Below are 19,141 nucleotides of genomic sequence, written 5' to 3' on the forward strand. Positions count from 1 at the left end.
CCCGTCGACCCCGTGAAACTCGGGTGGGGTGGCCAAGGGGTCTGGCCGGGGCCACTCCTGCGGGGGCATACTTGCCCGGTGGCAGAGCATGATCGGATCAAGGTCCGCGGCGCGCGCGTCAACAACCTCAAGGACGTCTCGGTCGACGTCCCGAAGCGGCAGTTGACCGTCTTCACCGGAGTCTCCGGTTCGGGCAAGTCGTCCCTGGTGTTCGGCACCATCGCGGCGGAGTCGCAGCGCCTCATCAACGAGACCTACCCCGCGTTCGTGCAGAGCTTCATGGCCTCCCCCGCCCGGCCGGACGTGGACCGGCTGGAGAACCTGTCGGCCGCCATCGTCGTGGACCAGGAGCGGATGGGAGCCAACAGCAGGAGCACCGTCGGCACCGCCACCGACGTCAACTCGTTGCTGCGGCTGGTCTGGTCCCGCCTGGGCACGCCCCACGTGGGACCCAGCTTCCACTTCTCCTTCAACACGCCGCAGGGCATGTGCCCGGCCTGCGAGGGCAACGGGAAGGTGTCGGCCGTCGACGAGTCGCTCATCGTCAACACCGATCTCTCCCTCAACGACGGCGCCATCACCGTCCCCGGCTACGGGGTGGGGACCTGGCAGTGGAAGATGTACGGCGAGGACCCGGAGCTGGACCCGGACAAACCAGTCAAGGACTACACGCCGGCGGAACTCGAGCGGTTGATGTACGACCCCGGCACCCGGGTGAAGTTCCTGGGCATGAACACCACGCACGAGGGCATCGTCGTGCGCGTGAAGCGCCAGTTCCTCAACCCGGAGAAGGAGGCCGGCCAAAAGCACATCCGCGAATTCGCGGAGCGGATCGGCACCTTCGTCGCGTGCCGCGAGTGCGGTGGCACGCGGCTCAACGAGGCGTCGCGCTCCGCTGAGGTCGACGGCGTGACGCTGCCCAGCGCGCTGGCGTGGCAGGTCTCCGACCTGCGCGAATGGGTCCTGGAACTGGCAGGCCGCACCACCTCCGCCAAGGCGCTTCCCGTCCTCACCGCGCTGGCGGACCAACTCGGCTCGCTGGCGGAAGTGGGGCTGGGCTACCTGTCGCTCGACCGCGAATCCGGCACGCTGTCCGGCGGCGAGGCCCAGCGGGTCAAGATGGTGGGCCACCTCGGATCCGCGCTGACGGACGTGACCTACGTGTTCGATGAGCCCACCGTCGGCCTCCACCCGCACGACATCAACCGGATGATCGACCTCCTGCAGTCGCTGCGCGACAAGGGCAACACCGTGCTCGTCGTGGAACACAAGCCGCAGGTCATCGAGCGGGCGGACCACATCGTCGACATCGGCCCCGGCGCCGGCTCCGACGGCGGCGAGATCGTCTACGTCGGCGACCTCGAGGGCCTCAGGAGGTCCGGCTCCATCACCGGCGAACTGATGGACCACAAGCCCACGCTGCGCACCCACCGGCGCACGCCGTCGGGCGCGATGGAGATCCGGGGCGCCACGACGCACAACCTCAAGGGCGTCGACGTCGACGTGCCGCTCGGCGTGCTGACGGTGGTCACGGGCGTGGCGGGCTCAGGCAAGTCGTCGCTGATCCACGGCTCGATCCAATCGGGCGCGCTGAAGAAGGCCGGCGAGATCCGCGTGGTCGACCAGAGCGCCATCCGCGGCTCCATCCGCTCGAACCCCGCCACCTACACCGGTCTGCTGGACCCCATCAGGTCGGCGTTCGCGAAGGAGAACAAGGTCAAGCCAGCGCTCTTCTCCGCCAACTCGGCCGGTGCCTGTGAGAACTGCAAGGGCCTGGGCATCGTCTACACGGATCTGGGCATGATGGCCGGAGTGGCCAACACCTGCGAGGTGTGCGAGGGCCGACGGTTCACCGACGAGGTGCTGCAGTACCGGCTCCACGGGCTCAACATCGCCGAGGTGCTGGCACTGCCGATCGGGAGGGCCGCCGAGGTGTTCACCGCCGGCACCCCGAAGAAGATCCTGGACCGCCTCCTGGCGGTGGGCCTGGGCTACCTCAGGCTCGGGCAGCCGCTCTCAACCCTGTCCGGCGGCGAGCGCCAGCGCATCAAGCTCGCGATCCGCATGGCCGAGGGTGCCGGCGTCTACGTGCTGGACGAACCCACCACAGGGCTGCACCTCGCCGACATCGAGGCGATGCTGGAGATGCTCCACGGCCTCGTGGACCGCGGCAACTCCGTCATCGTGATCGAGCATTCGCTGGCCGTGATGTCGCACGCCGACTGGATCATCGACGTGGGCCCGGGCGCCGGCCACGACGGTGGCCGCATCGTCTACGAGGGTACGCCCGAAGGCCTGATGGATGCGGGCACCCTGACCGGCGACCACCTGAAGCAGTACCTGGCTCCCTGACCGCGAACCGGCAGGGTTCGAACCACCCGCAGGCGACTCAGCCGGCGACGTCGTGCAGGTGGTGGATCAGGTCGTGCGCGAAGTACAGGCCCAGTGACTGCGCCGTGAACTCGGAGCCGTTACCCCGCAGCCCCGCCCAGGACCACTGCTCCCCGACGGGCTCGGCCCACGCCTTCGCCGCGGCTTCGGCCCGTTCCTTGATGAGGACGGCCGTGGCGTGGCCGTTGGCCTTCCAGTACTCCTTCTCGACGGCGGCGGCGTCCTGGTCCCAGTCCTCGAACTCGGTGCCCGCGCCGTCGCTGTCCAGGATCAGGCCCAGGCGTTCCGTCATGACCGCCATGACGTCCGCCACGTGCTGCCCGTATTCGATGGGCGACCACGTCTCCGGCCACGGACGCTCCTCCGCGCCCTTCCGCTCGACGGCGACCTCAAACCGCTCGGCCGCACCCAGGATGAGCGCGGGCAGGTCCTCCGGCGACACCGTGCCGGGGTCGAAGCCGCACTCAGGACAGGCCCGGGAGGTGACCCAGGTCCAGTCCTTGACGTCAGCGACCGGGGTGACGGGTGCATTGGGCTCACTCATGGCACGACATTAGCGCCCGTGGCATTCAGGAGTTCGGCATCCGCCGTCGCCCGCAGCACGGAGGTGCGCTCCTGAGAGGGAACTGGGCAGCGATCATCCGGCGAGGATCACCAGCGGTCAGCTCAGCAGGCCGTGCCGGCGCGCCGCGGCGACCGCAGCGGTACGCGAATCAGCGTCCAACTTCCCGAACGCATGCACCAGATGGGTCTTCACGGTGCCCTCGGAGATGAACAACTGCCTGGCGATCTCCCGGTTGGTGCTCCCCTCGGCAACCAAACGCAGCACGTCGAGTTCCCGCGCACTCACGGCGGGCACGCCCTGCGACATCCGTTCGACGACGCGTACCTCGAGGTCGCGCGAGAGCACCAGCCGCCCGGCGGCCGCGTCGGCGATGCCCTCGATGATGTCTTCGGGCTGCGCATCCTTGAGCAGATACCCCGCGGCCCCGGCCAGGACGGCCCTGGCAATGTCGGAGTCGTTGTCGTAGGTGGTGAGGATCAGCACCGCCGGCGGGCGGGGCCGGCGTCTGACCGCCTCGGTGACGCCCACGCCGTCGAGTCCCTCTCCCAGCCTCAGGTCGCAGAGGACCACGTCGGGCGACAACTCGTCCACCAGCCGCAGTGCTTCCTCGCCCGTGGCTGCGGACCCGATCACCTCGATGGTGTCGGCCCCGCTCAGCAGCGCCGCGACGCCGGACCGCACCACCGGATGGTCGTCCACCAGCAGTACCCGGATCATGGCAACGCCTCGTCCGCCCGCACGAGGGGCAGGCGGGCGGTGACGGCCGTGCCACCTCCCGGCTCCGATTCGACGGTGAGCTCACCGCCCAGGTCTGCGAGGCGCTCGCGGAGAGCGCGCAGCCCGTAGCCCCCGTTCGTGGTGCGCTCCACCGTGACGGCCGGGTCGAATCCGACACCGTCGTCGACGACGTCAAGGTGGACGTGGTCCCCTGCGCGGGCCAGCTCGACTCCGACGCGGCCGGCCCGCGAGTGCTGGCGCACGTTGGCCAACGCGTTCTGCGCCGCGCGCAGCAGCGCCACCTCAGTGGACGTGGCGAGCCGGGGCAGCTCGGGGTCGACGGTGACGTCCCACTGCGCTCCGAGTGCTTCGGCCACCTCCGCCGTCAGGCGACGCAGCGGTGCGGCGAGGCCCCCTGCACCGGCCTCCTCGGGGGCCAAGGCGTAGACGACGCGGCGTGACTCCGCGAGGTTCTCAGTCGCCGTGGCCTCGATCTGGGCGATGAGGTCCCGGGCCGGGTCGTCGGCTGCTTTACGGCCCGCAGCCCGGGCAAGGAGCACGATGGAGGAGAAACCCTGCGCCAAGGTGTCGTGGATGTCGTGGGCGAGCCGGGTGCGTTCGGCCAGCTGACCGGCCTCGCGCTGCAGGCGCGCGGTCTCCTCGTGGGCGAGAAGCACCTCGGTGAGCAACCGGCGGTGCTCCGAGACCTCATGTTCGAACTTCAGCACCGCTCGGGAGAACCCCACGGCGATGAGCGCCCCGGAGAGCGGGCCCAGCACGGAGCCGATGGTGCCACCACCGGCCATGGTCAGCACCGTGACGATCATCGCGAGCGAAACCGCCGTCAGCAGCAGCGAGGTCAGGAGCGGCAGGAGCGCCGCCCCCAGCAGCCACAGAGGGAAGGCGATCCACAGATACGCCGGGGAGATCCACATCGTCCACCCCGACAGGGCGAACAGAATGCCCATCCACACGGTGAGGCCAACGGTGCCCAGCCGGTCGACGAATTGCAACCCGAGCACGAACACCAGGAGGGTGAGCAGCGCAATGGGCCAGGCGACCACCACGGCCGCGCCGCCGTCGGGGAGCAGGCTGGCGATGATCAGCAGGCCGATGAACAGCACCGCCTGACCGAACCGCAGCCACCAGGAGGCCGACCACAGGGGCGCGCGCGCGACGCCCACGTGGGCACGTCGGGAAGGGGTCGTCACGCCTCCACGGTAGCGGTGTCCAGTGGCTGGCGGGCGTCAGCCTTCAGCGCCTTGCCGAGGATGACGAAGAAGAACACCCAGGTGCCGGTCAGGATCATGTGACCGAGACCCGCGAAGCCGGGCCACATGGCGGAGGTGGCGATGGGAGCCTCGAGCACCTGGAGGGTGCCCTTCACCACCATGGAACCGAACGTAAGGGCGAGGCCGATGTTGTAGAGCAGGGTGAAAAGCTTGGCGCTCTTCTCCGCGATGGGGAAGACCTTGGCCAGCGCCAGGATGGCGAGGAACACCAGGGTCCCGAGCGCCAGTGCGTGCGTGTGGGCGGTCGACAGCATGGTGTCGCCGGTGAACTCGTTGATCTTGGTCATTTCGCGCCAGTAGAGGCCCGAGGCGAGTCCGAGGGCGGTCCAGGTTCCGGCGGAGAGGAAGAGTCGATTCAGCATGCATCCATCGTCGCGATTCCGCTCACAGGGTTCACCCGGCAGGCATCCATCCTTCGGTGGATCCAGCCGCCCCGGCCTCCCGGACGTCAGCGGGCGGCGGCGAAGGCGGGGAGGATGACCTCGCGGATCATCGATTCGCGCTGGTCGTGCGGCAGGAACGCCGCGCGCATCGCACCCACAATGGTCCGCTCGACGTCGTCGAGGTCCCAGCGGAACGTCTTCACCAGCTTGAGGTACTCGCGCGACATCGTGGTGTCGCTCATCAACCTGTTGTCACAGTTGACGGTCACGTTGAACTGGAGGCCCTTCAGGAGGTCGATGGGATGGTCCTTCATCTGCCCCGCGATGCCGGTCTGGAGGTTCGACGACGGCGCCACCTCGAGCGGGATCTGGGCATCGCGCACGTACGCGGCCAGCCGGCCGAACCGCACGCGGTCCTCCTCGATGGTCAGGTCCTCGACGATGCGCACGCCGTGCCCCAGACGGTTGCCGCCGCACAACTGCACGGCCTCCCAGATCGAGGGCGGCCCGAATGCCTCGCCCGCGTGGATGGTGAAGAACATGTTGTGCTTCTTGAGCAGGCGGAACGCACCCTCGAAGCGCGACGGAGGGAAGCCGTCCTCCGCCCCCGCAATGTCGAACCCGCAGACGGAGTCGTCGCGGTTGTCGATGGCCAGTTGCGCGATCTCGACGGTGGGGTCGTCCTGGCGCAGCGAGGTGAGGATCTGCCGCGCGACGATGGCGTGGCCCGACGCCGCGGCCGCCCTCATGCCGGAGGCCAAGCCGTCGCGCACCGCCTCGACAGACTGTTGCAGCGTCAGCCCCCTGCCCAGGTGCTGCGCGGGGGCCCAGCGCGCCTCGGCGTAGACGACACCGTCCTCGGCCTGGTCGACGACGAACTCGTGCGCCACCCGCTCGAGCTGCTCGGCGGTCTGCATAGCGGCGACCGTGTGCGCGAACGTCTCCAGGTAGCGCACCAGCGAGCCGGAGTCTGCGGCCTCGAAGAACCACCGGCGCAGACCCTCCGGATCCGTCGTCGGCAGCTCGTGGCCGTTGGCTGCGCAGTGCTCGATGACGGTTTCCGGGCGCAGCCCTCCGTCGAGGTGATCGTGGAGCGCAACTTTGGGTAGCGCGCGCAGGTCGTCGAGGCTCAGCATGGGCTCAGGCTACCGGGCAAGGCCGGGGAGCTGCTCCCGATCCGTGGCAAGCTGTAGCAATGGCTGCGCTGAACAGAAGAGCACTGATCGCGGGAACCGCAGCGGGCGGCTTCGCCCTGGCAACGGGTTGCACCGACGAAGGCTCGCCGGAGACACCCCCCTCCCAGAGCCCGACGTCGGCCTCGCCGACCGCGGCTCCTCGCAGCCCGTCGGCGTCAGCGTCGCCCAGCCCGTCGCCCGAGCCGAGCAGTCCCTCCCCCGAACCCTCTCCCACCCCGCAGATGGCCGAGTTGCCTGGCGGTGGCACCACCCCGTTCCCGGACCGCCGCATGGTCGCGCTCTACGGACACCCCACGGCCCCGGTGCTCGGCATGCTGGGCGAACAGCCACCCGCCCAGGCAGTCACCCGGGTCAACGCCCTCGTCGCCGAGTACCAGCAGCTGCTGCCCGACGAGAAGGTCATCGGGGCGTTCGAGATCATCGTCACGGTCGCCTCGGCGTCAAAGACGGCCGACGGTTCCTACTCGAACCGCACGCCGATCGAGACGATCATGCCGTGGATCGAGGCCGCTGAGGCCAACGACATCTACGTCATCATCGACCTGCAGCCCGGCCGCGTCGACTTCCTCACGCAGGCCAAGCTGTACGAGGAACTGCTCCGCCGCCCGTCGGTGGGTCTGGCGCTCGATCCGGAGTGGCGCCTCAAACCCAACCAGGTGCACCTGCGTCAGATCGGGCAGGTGGCAATCGAAGAGGTCAACGCCGTGGGCACCTGGCTGGCAGACCTGGTGCGCGACAACAACCTGCCGTCGAAGGTGCTCGTCCTCCACCAGTTCCAGCCCCGGATGGTGATCGACAGGGAGCGGCTCGACACCAGCCGCCCGGAGATCCAGTACCTCATGCACGCCGATGGGCAGGGCGGCCAGCCCGCCAAGCAGGCAACGTGGCAGGCGCTGCTGAAGGACCTCCCGCAGAACGTGTTCCTCGGCTGGAAGAACTTTGAGGACGAGGACCTGCCCATGCTGACGCCTCAGCAGACGGTGGCGCAGGTCAAGCCGTTGCCCCACCTCGTGTCATACCAGTAGACGCGTCGGCCATCCATTTGCTCATTGCACGCCAGCCGCAGCGCCGCGGAGGGCGTGCGGTCAGGTGAGGTTGCCGGGGCCGAAGGCCTGTGGCAACATCTCCGCCAACGTCACGATGCCGGCCGGGGTCTCCATCAGCAGGTCTGCGCCGCCGTGCTCGAAGAGCAGCTGGCGACACCGTCCGCAGGGCGTGATCACCTCACCCCGCGTCTCCCCACCGACGCAGGTGAACGCCACCAGGCGCCCACCCCCACCGGCGACGAGGTCCGAGATCAGCCCACATTCTGCGCACAGCGTGACGCCGTAGCCGGCGTTCTCCACGTTGCAGCCGCTCACCACGCGCCCGTCGTCCACCAGCGCCGCGGCCCCCACCCGGAACTTCGAGTAGGGGGCGTAGGCGCGGGTCATGACGCTGAGGGCGGTGGCCCGCAGCGACTCCCAGTCGATGCTCGTCATCAGTGGCTCTTGATGAAGTGTGCGCCATCTGCGGCAGGGGCCCGCACGCGTCCGACGAGGCCCGCCACCGCGATGATGGTGGCCAGGTAGGGCAGCATCTCGATGAAGTCGCTGGGGATGGGCAGCTGCATGAGCTTCGTGTTCTGGGCCAGCGCCCGGGCGAAGCCGAAGAACAGCGCCACGAGCGCGCCGAGGACGGGGTGCCAGCGGCCCATGATCACCGCGGCCAGAGCGATGAAGCCGTTGCCCGCCGTCGGGTTGTTGTCCTGGAACGACCCCACCGAGCCGATGGTGAAGTACGCGCCACCGATGCCGGCGAACACGCCGGCGAGCAGCACGGCCGAGGCCTTGGTCCAGAGCACGTTGATGCCGACGGTGTCTGCAGCGTGCGGGTGTTCGCCCACCGAGCGGACCCGGAGGCCCCACTTGGTGCGGAACAGCAGGAACCACACCAGCGGCACCGCGACGAACGCGATGTAGGTGAGGGGCCGCTGCGTGAACAGGATGGGCCCGAGGAAGGGGACGTCCGCGAGGCCCGGGATCTGGATGGGCAGCATGGGCCGCACGTTGCTGTAGGTGGCGATGTCCTTGGCCACCAACTGCTGGTAGATGAAGCCCGTGAGGCCCGTGGCCAGCACGTTGATGACGACGCCGATGATCACGTGGTCTACCAGGTAGCGCAGCGTGAACAGCGCCAGGATCCCGGCCATCATGACGCCGGCCAAAGCGGCCGCGAACAGCGCCGCGACGAACGACTGCGTCAGGCTGTAGGTCAGCGAGGCCGAGAACGCCGCGGTGAGGAACATGCCCTCGATGGCGATGTTCACGACGCCCGCTCGCTCCGCCAGTACGCCGCCCAGCACGCCGAAGAACAGCGGCGTGGCGTATTCGAGCGTGAGGTTCAGCTGGCTGGTGAGCGTGAAGGGCAGCGGCGAGCTGGCCGCGGCCCACACGAGGAAGCCGACGACGATGCCCAGGCCGGCGACCACGGCCGCCAGCGTGCGCATCCTGCCCCTGAGCTTCCCGGTGAGGTAGCCGATACCGGCGCCGAGTACCAGCAGTGCCGCGATGAGGACCGTGGCGGTGCCGGGCAGTTCCAGCGTGGGCAACTGCACCTCGGAGAAGGCATCGGACAGGGCGATCCGCCCGGACTTGTTGACGGTGAACGCCATGAGCAGCAGCGCGACGCCCATGACGGCGATCAGGGTGCCGGTGGAGAGGCGCTGGGCCTTCGCCTCCGGCGACTCGACCTTCTTGACGAGGCGCAGGTCGCTGTCCGGGATGGGCAGGGTCTGGGTGCTCATGCTTCAGCCACCTTCGCGACAGGAACGGAACGACGCTTGGTCTTGCGCTCGTTGAGGAACGGCAGCAGCCACGCGACGAACGCGGGCGCGGCCACGAACAGCACGACGAGGGCCTGGATGAGGTCTGTCAGTTTGTCCGGCGTGTTGGCCATCGTGACCATCGTGCGGCGCGACGCCTTGAGCGCGCCGAACAACAGGCCGGCGAGCACCACTCCCAGTGGTCTCGATCTACCGAGCAGCGCCACCGTGATGGCGTCGAAGCCCAGCGTGCCGATGATCGTGCCGGTCATCTGGGTGGGCGTGCCGGTGAGCAGTTCGGGGGCGGTCACTGCCTGCACCCCGGCCAGGCCCGCGAGGCCACCGGCGAGGGCCATGGTGAGGATGGTCACGTTGGCCACGCTGGCGCCGGAGGTGGCGGCGGCGTTCGGGTTCAGGCCCACCGCCTTCAGATGGATGCCGAACTTGGTGCGCTCCAACAGCCACCAGCAGACGATCGCCGCGGCGACGGCCAGGAAGAAGCCGAGGTGCAGCCGCGTGCCTGCAAGGCGCGGGAGCGTGGCGGTCCACTCGAGGACCGGCGAGATGGGATCTGCGCGGCCAGGGGTCTGGAACGCCGGCTGCAGCATGAGGAACGCCAGGAACGAACCGGCGATGTAGTTCATCATGATGGTCACGATGACCTCATGCGCGCCGGTCTTCGCCTTCAACAGCCCGACGATGCCGCCCCAGACGGCGCCGGCGACGATGCCCACGACGATGGCCAACGGCAGATGGATGAAGATCGGCAGGCCCTTGATGCTGAAGCCGATGAACGCGGCCGTCAGGCCACCCAGCATCTCCTGGCCCTGGGCGCCGATGTTGAACAGCCCGGCGCGGAACGCCACGGCTACACCGAGGCCCGCGCAGATCAGGGGCGCCGCCTCCGCCGTCGTGTTGGTGATGGCCACCCAGGAGCCCATGGACCCGACCCACATGGCGTAGAACGTGGCTGAGATCTTGTCCCACGAGGCGACGAGCGCGTCGCTGGGACGCGAGAAGAAGTAGCCCCACGTGGAGGCGACCTCCGCGTCCGTGAACACCATGACGAACGAGCCGACGATGAACGCGAGGATCAACGAGGCCACCGTGATGATGGTGGAGGTGACCCACGACGGACGGGGTGCCTTCACTTTGTCACTCATTGCCGGCCTCCTTGATCGTGGCGAGCGCGTCCTCGTGGCTGATACCGGCCATCATGAGGCCGAGCACATTGCGCGGGGTGTCAGGCGGAACGATGCCGACAATCTTGCCGCGGTACATGACGGCGATCCGGTCTGCGAGGGACTCGACCTCCTCCAGCTCCGTGGACACGAGCAGCACAGCGGTGCCGCGGTCGCGTTCCTCGACGATGCGGGTGTGGAGGAACTCGATGGCGCCCACGTCCACGCCGCGGGTGGGCTGGTTGGCGACGAGCAGTGACAGGTCGCGCGACAGTTCGCGGGCGAGCACCACCTTCTGCTGGTTGCCGCCGGAGAGCGAGCGCACGGGTTGTGTGTGTGAGCCGGCGCGGATGTCGAACTCCTCGATGCGGGCCACCGCGTTGTCCGCGATCTTCTTCAGCTGCAGCGAACCGCCGCGCGAGAACTCGTCGAGGTTGTTGAGCACGAGGTTCTCCGCAATGGAGAACTCACCGATGAAGCCGTCGCGGTGCCGGTCCTCCGGCACGTAGCCGAGGCCGGCTTTGATGGTCTTCGCCGGCTTGGCGCGGGTGATGTCCACCCCGTCGAGGGTGGCGGTGCCGCTGAGCGCCGTCCGGGTGCCGAGCAGGGTTTCGACAAGTTCGGTCTGGCCGTTGCCCTGCACGCCGGCGATGCACACGATCTCGCCGCCGCGCACATCCAGGCTGAGGTGGTCGACGGCGACCTGACCCGACGGGGCGGCCACCGTCAGTTCATTGATCGTGAGGCGGGGTTCGCCGGGCTCCGCCGGCTTCTTGTCCACCTTCAGTGACACCGAGCGGCCCACCATCATGGTGGCCAGCTCGGCCTCGGAGGCGCCGGGCTCCGCCTTGCCGACGACCTTGCCGCGGCGGATGACCGTGATGTCATCGGCGACCTGGCGCACCTCGCGCAGCTTGTGCGTGATGAAGACGATCGCCCTGCCTTCGTCGCGGAGGGCCTTCATGACGAGCATCAGCTCGTCGATCTCCTGCGGAGTGAGCACCGCCGTCGGCTCGTCGAAGATGAGGTACTGCGCGCCGCCCGCGAGGGCCTTGAGGATCTCCACGCGCTGCTGGATGCCCACCGGCAGGTCTTCGACCAGCGCGTCGGGGTCCACAAACATGTTGTAGCGCTCGCTCAGTTCGCGCACCGCCTTGCGGGCGGAGTTGATGTCGAGGAGGCCGCCGCTCCCGGGTTCGCGGCCGAGCACCATGTTCTCCGCGACGGTGAACACCGGGATCAGCATGAAGTGCTGGTGCACCATGCCGATGCCCTTGGCCATGGCGTGCTTCGGGTTCGTGAGGTTGAGCACCTCATCACCCATCCGGATCTCACCCTCGTCCGGCTGCAGGAGCCCGAAGAGGATGTTCATCAACGTCGATTTGCCGGCGCCGTTCTCGCCGAGAAGGCAATGGATGCGCCCCGGCGTGATGTCGACCGTGATGGCGTCATTGGCCGTCAGCGATCCGAATCGCTTGGTGATGTGGTCCAGCGTCAGCGTCGGTGCCTGCGCGGTTGTTACTGTCACGTCGGAGTTCCTCCCCTCGCCTGGTGCGGCGTGGTTCGTAGCGTAGCGGGTCGACGACGGCGCGGCCTGAGGGCGGCGCCGAAACCCTGTGGGATGGTGCGAAGAGAAGGGGAGGGACGCGCCGTTGCGCCCCTCCCCTGGGTCAACTCAGCGAAGCTCAGGGCTGGCTGGGCGACGTGATTTCGATGGTGCCGGCAATGATGTCTTCCTTGACCTGCTCGACCTCGGCCTTGAGTTCCTCCGGGATCTTGCTGTCGAAGTCGTGGTAATCGGACAGCAGAACGCCGCCGTTCTCCAAGGTGCCGACGTACGGCTCGGAGGAGAAGTTGCCTTCGAGGGCCGCCTTGATGGCCTCGAACACGGCAACGTCCATGCCCTTCTCGACGGACGTCATGATCTGCGCACCGTACTCGGGAGCGGACTCGTAGCCGTCGGTGTCGACCCAGATGGCGTTGACCTTGCCACCGGATTCCTGGGCGGCCTGGAGAGCGCCGATACCGGCGGGGCCGGCCACGGGGAGGAGCACGTCAGCGCCCTGAGCGATCAGGGTGTTGGCGGTGTTCTTGCCACCGGGGATGTCACCGAACGGGTTGTTGCCGCCGATGAACTGGCCGTCCTGCTTGGCCTCGTCCCAACCGATGACCTTGACGGAAGCACCCTTGGCCTCGTTGTAGTGGTTGACGCCCTCGTGGAAACCGTCCATGAAGATGGAAACGGTGGGGTAGTTGGCGCCACCGAAGGTGCCGACGGTGCCGGTCTGGCTCATGCCCGCGGCGAGGTAGCCGGCCATGAACGCGGGCTCTGCAGCGTTGAACAGCAGGCCCTTGGCGTTGTCGACGCCTTCGAACGAGCCGAAGTCGACGATCGCGAAGTTGGTCTCGGGGTTCTGCTTGGCGGCGGCCTCAGTGGCGTTGGCGAGAGCGAAGCCGACCGTGACGATGATGTTGCAGTTGGCGTCGATCATGGCCTGGACGTTGCCGGCGTACTCGGCTTCGGCGTTGGACTCGATCTGGTTGGTGGCGATGCCGAGTTCATCCTTGGCGCGCATGAGGCCGTTGTAGGCCGTCTCGTTGAAGGACTTGTCATCGAAGCCACCGGCGTCGGAGACCATGCAGGCGGTGAAGTCAGCGGCATCCACGCTGCCGGACGCGCTGGCCGAGGCGGAAGCGTCGGTCGAGGGCTCCGTCGAGGGGCTCTCTTCCGTGCCAGGGCTTTCCTGGGCGCTGGTCTCAACGGCTGCGGAAGTTTCCGTGCCGGGTTCGGTGGTGGCGGGCGGTTCGGCGCAACCGGCCAGCGCGAGGGCGCTGGCCGCGGCGACCGAAACGAGGCTGAGCAGGGACTTCTTCACGAAGATCCTCCTTGTTGGTCCAGTTTCAGTGGGGCAACCCGACAATACCGCCGCTTGGCTGGGACTTTTGTTGCGCCGCAGTTGATCGTTATAGATACGCAACAATCGCGGGAGCGATCACACCACCTGACGCACCAGAGCGGCCGCGGAGCGGATCATCTGCAGCGTCTGCTGCCGCCAGTCCACCTCCTGGCTGCGGTACGGACCCGTCGCCAGGGAGATGATCACAGCCGCGGCCCGCAGCCTCAGTTCGACGGGGTCCACACGTCGGTCGAACACGGGCACCCAGCGCGCCAACAGGTCGCGTACCTTGGCCTCCTGTTCCGGGTTCATCCGTTGGATGGTGGAAAGGTGCCCGATGAGGCACGCCAGGTCGTCGGCGCGTCTGCCGGGGCCGATGGTGTCGACGTCGAGCATGCCGACGATCCGGCCCTCCGAGACGCGCAGCTGACCCTCGTGGAAGTCGCCGTGGGTGGCCTCGTCGCCGGGCGGGAAGACGGCGAGCCGCCTGGTGATCACGTCGGTCATCCACGCCAGTTCGTCGGCCGCGTCGGGCAGCGTGGCCGACACCATCCGCGAATAGTGGCCGACGGCCTCGGCCCAGGGGGCGCGACGCTCCAAACGGGCGACGGCGGGCGGCATCGCGTCGAGGATCCCGACGAGGTCCTCCGCGGTGCAGGGGTCGCCGGGTTCGAACAGCGCCCTGGCCAGCGCCATGCCCGGCAGTTCGCGGGTCACGAGGAGGTGGTCAGGGGTGGCGAGTGCCACTTCAGGCGCGGGGATGCCGGCATCGCGGAGCATCGTGTGCTTGGCCAGCACGTCCGCGAACAGTCTCTCGCGCAACACCTTGACGTAGAAGACCTCGTGCGGGTCGTTCACGACCACCTTCACCACCGCGCGTCGACGGGGGCGGTAGCCGATCATCACCAGCGACAGCTGGCCGCCCGTCACCGGACGCGCCAGCACTCCCCCGGCGTTGAGCGCCCCTGCCATCTTCTCCGGGAAGGCCGCCGTTGGTAGCCCGAGCAGGTCCGGGTCGTTGGGGTAGAGCCACACGGCGACCCGGCGGTTGCCGTCGTCGAAGATCTCCGCGCGCGCATCAGAGGCGGACAGCTCGCCGGTGCGGGCGCTCACCCCGAGCAGTTCTGTGCGTTCACCGTGGGGCCAGCGGATCTGCGCCAGGTAGGTGGCGGTGGTGGAATGCTCCGGCGCGGCGTCGACGTGGTCGAGCGACCAGCTCACCAGGCTGCCGCCCTGGTGCTCGACGGCGGCCCGCAGCAGCGGCTCGACGCGGGGCCCGGTGAGCAGCCCCATGCCGTCGTCAGGCATCCGGGTCCCCCTCCTGGTGCGGCGCCGAGCTCTCCTGCTGTGGCTCCGCAGCCACCTCGCGGCGCAACGTGAACCACGCGGCGCGTCGGCCGTCCAGCTCGCGGACCTCGAGCGTGTACCAGGCGGCGCGCGCCCCGGCGGAGTTCCGCACGGGTTCCAGCATGACGTTGATCAGGCCGCCCGGCACCGGCAGCTTCCCCACCACGGACATGTAGTAGCCGGCGACGGTGTCGTAGGGGCCCTCTGGGATGACGTGGCCCGTCAGCTCGGCGAACTCTTCGATGGTGGTCAGCCCGTCGACCTCATTGACCTCGCGCGCCGCATCGCCGTCGGCCAGGTCGTACTCGTCGGTGATGTCGCCGATGAGTTCCTCGAACAGGTCCTCCAGCGTCACGATGCCCGCCGTGCCGCCGTACTCGTCGCGCACGATGGCGAGGTGGGCGCCTCGGCTGCGCATCGCAGTCATGGCGGTGAGGATCTTGACGGTCTCGGGCAGGAAGAGCACGTCACGGGCCAGCGAGCGGACGTCGCCGGAGCGGGCGGCGCCCTCCACGTCCATGAGGTCGCGCACGTGGATGAAGCCGACGATGCGGTCAGAGGAACCGTCGGTGACCGGGTAGCGGGAATGGGGGGCGCCGCGCACCTCCCGGTAGGCCAGCGAGATGGGCATGTCGGCCGGCAGGAAGTCCACCTCGGTGCGCGGCACCATCACCTCGCGGAGGCTGAGCTCGCCGGCGTCGAAGAGTTCGTCGACGATGCTGCGTTCCTCCACCCCGAGAGTGGTGGAGCTGATGACCATGGCCCTCAGCTCCTCGTCGGTGACGGCATCCTTCGACTGCGTGGGGTCGCCGCCTAGGACCCGCACCAGGAAGTTGGTGCTGATGTCGAGCATCCAGATGAGCGGCCGGGCCAGCGTCGCGATGCCGGAGACCAGCGGCGCCAGCGCCAGCGAGAACGTCTCCGGGCGCTGCATGGCGAGGCGCTTGGCGGTGAGCTCGCCCACCACGATGGAGAAGTACGCGATCACCACGGTGGTGAGCACCAGCGACAGCGGTGCGGCAACATTCTCCGCCATCCCCCATCCCACCAGGACCGGGACGAGGCGGGCGCCGATGGTGGCGCCACCGAAGGCGGCCGAGAGCATGCCGGAGATGGTCACACCGATCTGCACGGCGGATAGGAAGAGGTTGGGGTTGCTGGTGAGCCGCTCGACGGCGTGACCGCGGCTGCCCTTCAGCGAGAGGCGCCGGATCTGTGACTCCCGCAGGGTGACCAGAGCCATCTCGGCGGCCGCAAAGACCCCGCCGATGATGATGAACAGCCCGATGAGGGCGATCTCTCCTAGCAACAGGAGGCCTGGTCAGCGGAAGATGACCGTGCGGTCACCGTCGGTCAGTACACGGTGCTCAGCGAACAGGCGCACGGCCTCGGCCAGCGTCTGCGACTCCTGGGCCTGACCCTTGCGGACCAGCTTGGCCACGTCCATCGTGTGGTCGACGCGGACGACGTTCTGCTCGATGATGGGGCCCTCGTCGAGGTCGCCGGTGACGAAGTGGGCGGTGGCACCGATGAGCTTGACGCCGCGGGTGTGTGCCTGGCGGTAGGGGTTGGCGCCCTTGAAGCCGGGCAGGAACGAGTGGTGGATGTTGATGGCCCGGCCGGCGAGGAACTCGCACAGCTCCGGGCTGAGGATCTGCATGTAACGCGCGAGCACCACCAGCTCCACATCCTCCTCCTCGACGACCCTGCGGATCTCGGCCTCGAAGGCCGGCTTGGTCTCGGGGGTGACGAAGCGGTGCTTGAAGGGCACGTCGTAGAACGCGGCCATGGGCGCGAGGACGGCGTGGTTCGCCATGATGCCCACGACGTCGATGGGCAGGTCGCCGCCCTTCCACCGGAACAACAGGTCATTGAGCGCGTGACCGGCCTTGGAGGCGAGCAGCAGGGTCCGCACCGGACGCGTCGCGTCGTCCACCTGCAGCCGTGCTTCGAACCCCTGGGTGGCCGTGTCGATGGAGGTGTGCAGCGCCTCGGGATCTGCGTCCTCGACGTGGATGCGGGTGAAGAACCGGCCGGTGTCCGGGGAGGAGAACTGCTGGAGTTCTGTGATGTTCCCGCCTGCCTGGACGATGCCTCCGGTGATCGCGTGGACGATGCCGGGGCGATCAGGGCAGTCGAGAGTGACGACGAGCTGATGCATGGCGCTCAGCCTAGCGGTATGCGGTGCGGTGCCCCGCGGGCGAGGTCACCCATGCCCGGTGCTGCCCCCTGGACAAAACCGCTCCGGGTGATGGGATAAATCACAGATTCGCGCAAACGAACTGCCCGATTGCTAGCATGCAGGCGCGCAACGATGCGCCACGCCTGAGGAGAATCCGTCATGGATGACGTCACATCGCCCCACCGGGGCATCATTCCCCCAGAGGAGTTCCACCGGGTCCAGCAGTCGGAGAACTTCCAACACCTCAAGAAGGTGTTCCGCTCGTTCGCCTTCCCCATGACGGTGGTGTTCCTCGTCTGGTACCTCGCCTACGTCCTGAGCTCGATCTTCGCGAAGGACCTGATGATGACGCCGGTGTTCGGCAACGTCTCGGTGGGCTTCCTGTTCGGCATCGGCCAGTTCATCAGCACCTTCCTGATCACCTGGCTGTACATCCGTTACATGACCCGCAAGGTCGACCCCATCGCAGGCGAACTGCGCACTGAACTGGAGGGCCACTCACGATGACCATCCTCGAAACCCAGTTGCTGGGCAACCCGCTGATCAACATCGGCATCTTCGCCGGGTTCGTCGTCATCACCATGTTCGTGGTGATCCGCGTGAGCCAGGGCGGCAAGAAGCGCGCCAGCGACTTCTACACCGGCGGCGCCCAGTTCGACGGCCGCCAGAACGGCTTCGCGATCGCGGGCGACTACCTCTCCGCCGCGTCGTTCCTCGGCATCGTCGGCGCCGTGGCGCTCTACGGCTACGACGGCCTCCTCTACTCGGTCGGCTTCCTCGTCGCCTGGCTGGTCGCGCTGCTGCTGGTGGCCGAACCCCTGCGCAACACCGGCAAGTACACGATGGCCGACGTGCTGAGCTTCCGCATGCGTCAGAAGCCTGTCCGCACCGCCGCTGCCACGTCGACGCTCGTCATCTCCTTCTTCTACCTGCTGGCCCAGATGGCCGGCGCAGGTGCGCTGGTGTCGCTGCTGCTGGGCATCAGTTCCGGCTGGGGCCAGAACCTGGTCATCGGCATCGTGGGCGCACTGATGGTGGGCTACGTGCTCATCGGCGGCATGAAGGGCACCACGTGGGTGCAGATGATCAAGGCCGTGCTGCTCATCACGGGCGCGCTGATCATGACCATCTGGGTGCTGGCGTTCAAGGGCTTCAACATGTCGGCCCTCATCGGTGCGGCGATCGACAAGACCGCGACCGATGCCGCGGCCAACCCCGAACTGCCCACCTTCGACCTCCTCGCCCCCATGGAGCGCTACACCGATCCGATCGGCCTGATCTCGATGGGCATGGCGCTGGTGCTGGGCGCCTCCGGCCTCCCCCACGTGCTGATGCGCTTCTACACGGTGCCCACCGCCAAGGAGGCGCGTCGCTCCGTGACCTGGGCCATCGGCCTCATCGGTGCGTTCTACCTGTTCACGATGGTGCTCGGCTACGGCGCCGCATGGCTGGTCGGCCCCGAGGCCATCCGCGGCATGCCCGGCGGCGCCAACGCTGCTGCCCCGGCGCTCGCCTACCACCTGGGCGGTGCCGTCCTGATGGCGGTCATCGCGGGTGTCGCGTTCGCGACCATCCTCGCCGTCGTGGCGGGCCTGGCCATCACCGCCTCCGCGTCGTTCGCGCATGACATCTACAACAACGTGCTCAAGGACGGCAAGGCGGACCCGGCCAAGGAGGTCAGGGTGGCCCGCTGGACGTCGGTGATCATCGGGGCGGTCGCCGTGTTGGGCGGCATCCTCGCAAAGGAGCAGAACGTCGCCTTCCTGGTGTCGCTGGCGTTCGCCATCGCCGCCTCGGCGAACCTGCCGTCCATCCTGTACTCGCTGTACTGGAAGAAGTTCTCGACGGCCGGCGCGGTGTGGTCCATCAGCGGTGGTCTGGCGACCGCCATCGTGCTGATCGCCTTCTCCCCCGCGGTGTCCGGCAGCCCCGGATCGATGTTCCCCACCGTCGACTTCTCCTGGTTCCCGTGGGATTCGCCCGCCATCTTCTCGGTGCCGGCTGGCTTCTTCCTCGGTTGGTTGGGCTCCGTCCTGAAGCCGGACCACAACCAGTTCGCTGATCAGGCCGCCGAGATGGAGGTCCGCTCCATGACCGGTGCCGGCGCGGCAGGGGCGCTGGACCACTGACCGACAGGCTGAACGCACTCCGGCCCGCCCCCGAATCGGGGGCGGGCCGGTGTGTTGT

General features: G+C 68.1%; 17 protein-coding genes. 4 read left to right on the top strand and 13 right to left on the bottom strand.

What is annotated here, in order from left to right; genetic code table 11:
- The first annotated feature begins 78 nt into the window (after positions 1-78).
- Positions 79-2,352, top strand: a complete 2,274-nt coding sequence (locus tag C3E87_RS14040) for an excinuclease ABC subunit UvrA (protein WP_233120823.1) — start codon at positions 79-81, stop codon at positions 2,350-2,352.
- A 37-nt stretch (positions 2,353-2,389) separates the two neighbouring features.
- On the opposite strand, the gene C3E87_RS14045 is transcribed toward C3E87_RS14040, so the two are convergent.
- From C3E87_RS14045 to C3E87_RS14065, 5 genes are all read right to left on the bottom strand, one after another.
- Positions 2,390-2,935, bottom strand: a complete 546-nt coding sequence (locus C3E87_RS14045; RefSeq protein WP_076064045.1) for a hypothetical protein — start codon at positions 2,933-2,935, stop codon at positions 2,390-2,392.
- 117 nt (positions 2,936-3,052) lie between these two features.
- Positions 3,053-3,673, bottom strand: a complete 621-nt coding sequence (locus C3E87_RS14050; RefSeq protein ID WP_076064047.1) for a response regulator transcription factor — start codon at positions 3,671-3,673, stop codon at positions 3,053-3,055.
- Complete coding sequence (locus C3E87_RS14055) at positions 3,670-4,884, bottom strand: sensor histidine kinase (RefSeq protein ID WP_143571062.1); 1,215 nt, start codon at positions 4,882-4,884, stop codon at positions 3,670-3,672. The genes C3E87_RS14050 and C3E87_RS14055 overlap by 4 nt, the downstream gene beginning before the upstream one ends.
- Positions 4,881-5,327 (bottom strand): DUF2871 domain-containing protein, encoded by a 447-nt coding sequence (locus C3E87_RS14060; protein ID WP_083665695.1) that lies wholly within the window; start codon positions 5,325-5,327, stop codon positions 4,881-4,883. The genes C3E87_RS14055 and C3E87_RS14060 overlap by 4 nt, the downstream gene beginning before the upstream one ends.
- A gap of 86 nt (positions 5,328-5,413) precedes the next feature.
- Positions 5,414-6,484, bottom strand: coding sequence for an adenosine deaminase (locus C3E87_RS14065; protein ID WP_076064051.1), 1,071 nt, complete (start codon positions 6,482-6,484; stop codon positions 5,414-5,416).
- A gap of 281 nt (positions 6,485-6,765) precedes the next feature.
- Here C3E87_RS14065 and C3E87_RS14070 point away from each other — a divergent pair, with 281 nt between their 5' ends.
- Positions 6,766-7,569 carry a hypothetical protein gene (locus C3E87_RS14070; RefSeq protein WP_143571063.1) on the top strand — a complete coding sequence of 268 codons (804 nt, stop codon included), beginning with the start codon at positions 6,766-6,768 and terminating at the stop codon, positions 7,567-7,569.
- Between the two features lie 60 nt (positions 7,570-7,629).
- Here the strand turns inward: C3E87_RS14070 and C3E87_RS14075 are convergent, their stop codons facing one another.
- From C3E87_RS14075 to C3E87_RS14110, 8 genes are all read right to left on the bottom strand, one after another.
- A complete protein-coding gene (locus C3E87_RS14075; protein ID WP_076064055.1) occupies positions 7,630-8,025 on the bottom strand; it encodes a cytidine deaminase in 396 nt (131 codons plus the stop codon).
- Complete coding sequence (locus C3E87_RS14080; protein ID WP_076064057.1) at positions 8,025-9,329, bottom strand: ABC transporter permease; 1,305 nt, start codon at positions 9,327-9,329, stop codon at positions 8,025-8,027. The genes C3E87_RS14075 and C3E87_RS14080 overlap by 1 nt, the downstream gene beginning before the upstream one ends.
- Positions 9,326-10,510 carry an ABC transporter permease gene (locus C3E87_RS14085; protein WP_076064059.1) on the bottom strand — a complete coding sequence of 395 codons (1,185 nt, stop codon included), beginning with the start codon at positions 10,508-10,510 and terminating at the stop codon, positions 9,326-9,328. Before C3E87_RS14085 ends, C3E87_RS14080 begins: the two co-directional genes overlap by 4 nt.
- Entirely contained in the window at positions 10,503-12,056 is a 1,554-nt protein-coding gene (locus tag C3E87_RS14090) for an ABC transporter ATP-binding protein (RefSeq protein WP_083665696.1), read from the bottom strand. The genes C3E87_RS14085 and C3E87_RS14090 overlap by 8 nt, the downstream gene beginning before the upstream one ends.
- Before the next feature lie 157 nt (positions 12,057-12,213).
- The gene (locus C3E87_RS14095; RefSeq protein WP_158069095.1) at positions 12,214-13,404 is read right to left on the bottom strand and encodes a BMP family protein; all 1,191 of its coding nucleotides are present in this window, start codon (positions 13,402-13,404) and stop codon (positions 12,214-12,216) included.
- A gap of 117 nt (positions 13,405-13,521) precedes the next feature.
- A complete protein-coding gene (locus tag C3E87_RS14100; protein WP_076064061.1) occupies positions 13,522-14,733 on the bottom strand; it encodes a phosphotransferase in 1,212 nt (403 codons plus the stop codon).
- Positions 14,726-16,081: a hemolysin family protein gene (locus tag C3E87_RS14105; protein WP_233120824.1), complete on the bottom strand. Its 1,356-nt coding sequence runs from the start codon at positions 16,079-16,081 to the stop codon at positions 14,726-14,728. Before C3E87_RS14105 ends, C3E87_RS14100 begins: the two co-directional genes overlap by 8 nt.
- A gap of 12 nt (positions 16,082-16,093) precedes the next feature.
- The gene (locus tag C3E87_RS14110) at positions 16,094-16,942 is read right to left on the bottom strand and encodes a formyltetrahydrofolate deformylase (protein WP_198928327.1); all 849 of its coding nucleotides are present in this window, start codon (positions 16,940-16,942) and stop codon (positions 16,094-16,096) included.
- 171 nt (positions 16,943-17,113) lie between these two features.
- Here C3E87_RS14110 and C3E87_RS14115 point away from each other — a divergent pair, with 171 nt between their 5' ends.
- Both C3E87_RS14115 and C3E87_RS14120 read left to right on the top strand, forming a co-directional pair.
- Positions 17,114-17,461, top strand: coding sequence for a DUF485 domain-containing protein (locus C3E87_RS14115; protein ID WP_076064067.1), 348 nt, complete (start codon positions 17,114-17,116; stop codon positions 17,459-17,461).
- Positions 17,458-19,083 (top strand): cation acetate symporter, encoded by a 1,626-nt coding sequence (locus C3E87_RS14120; protein ID WP_076064069.1) that lies wholly within the window; start codon positions 17,458-17,460, stop codon positions 19,081-19,083. The genes C3E87_RS14115 and C3E87_RS14120 overlap by 4 nt, the downstream gene beginning before the upstream one ends.
- Positions 19,084-19,141 lie beyond the last annotated feature (58 nt).

The sequence above is a fragment of the Tessaracoccus sp. ZS01 genome (genome assembly GCF_022342445.1).
In the GTDB taxonomy this organism is placed as follows: Bacteria; Actinomycetota; Actinomycetes; order Propionibacteriales; family Propionibacteriaceae; genus Arachnia.

Coding starts and splice junctions, on each gene's coding strand:
- C3E87_RS14045 (WP_076064045.1), bottom strand. CDS start 2,935: ATGAGTGAGCCCAATGCACCCGTCACCCCGGTCGCTGACGTCAAGGAC.
- C3E87_RS14050 (WP_076064047.1), bottom strand. CDS start 3,673: ATGATCCGGGTACTGCTGGTGGACGACCATCCGGTGGTGCGGTCCGGC.
- C3E87_RS14060 (WP_083665695.1), bottom strand. CDS start 5,327: ATGCTGAATCGACTCTTCCTCTCCGCCGGAACCTGGACCGCCCTCGGA.
- C3E87_RS14065 (WP_076064051.1), bottom strand. CDS start 6,484: ATGCTGAGCCTCGACGACCTGCGCGCGCTACCCAAAGTTGCGCTCCAC.
- C3E87_RS14070 (WP_143571063.1), top strand. CDS start 6,766: ATGGCCGAGTTGCCTGGCGGTGGCACCACCCCGTTCCCGGACCGCCGC.
- C3E87_RS14075 (WP_076064055.1), bottom strand. CDS start 8,025: ATGACGAGCATCGACTGGGAGTCGCTGCGGGCCACCGCCCTCAGCGTC.
- C3E87_RS14080 (WP_076064057.1), bottom strand. CDS start 9,329: ATGAGCACCCAGACCCTGCCCATCCCGGACAGCGACCTGCGCCTCGTC.
- C3E87_RS14085 (WP_076064059.1), bottom strand. CDS start 10,510: ATGAGTGACAAAGTGAAGGCACCCCGTCCGTCGTGGGTCACCTCCACC.
- C3E87_RS14100 (WP_076064061.1), bottom strand. CDS start 14,733: ATGCCTGACGACGGCATGGGGCTGCTCACCGGGCCCCGCGTCGAGCCG.
- C3E87_RS14115 (WP_076064067.1), top strand. CDS start 17,114: ATGGATGACGTCACATCGCCCCACCGGGGCATCATTCCCCCAGAGGAG.
- C3E87_RS14120 (WP_076064069.1), top strand. CDS start 17,458: ATGACCATCCTCGAAACCCAGTTGCTGGGCAACCCGCTGATCAACATC.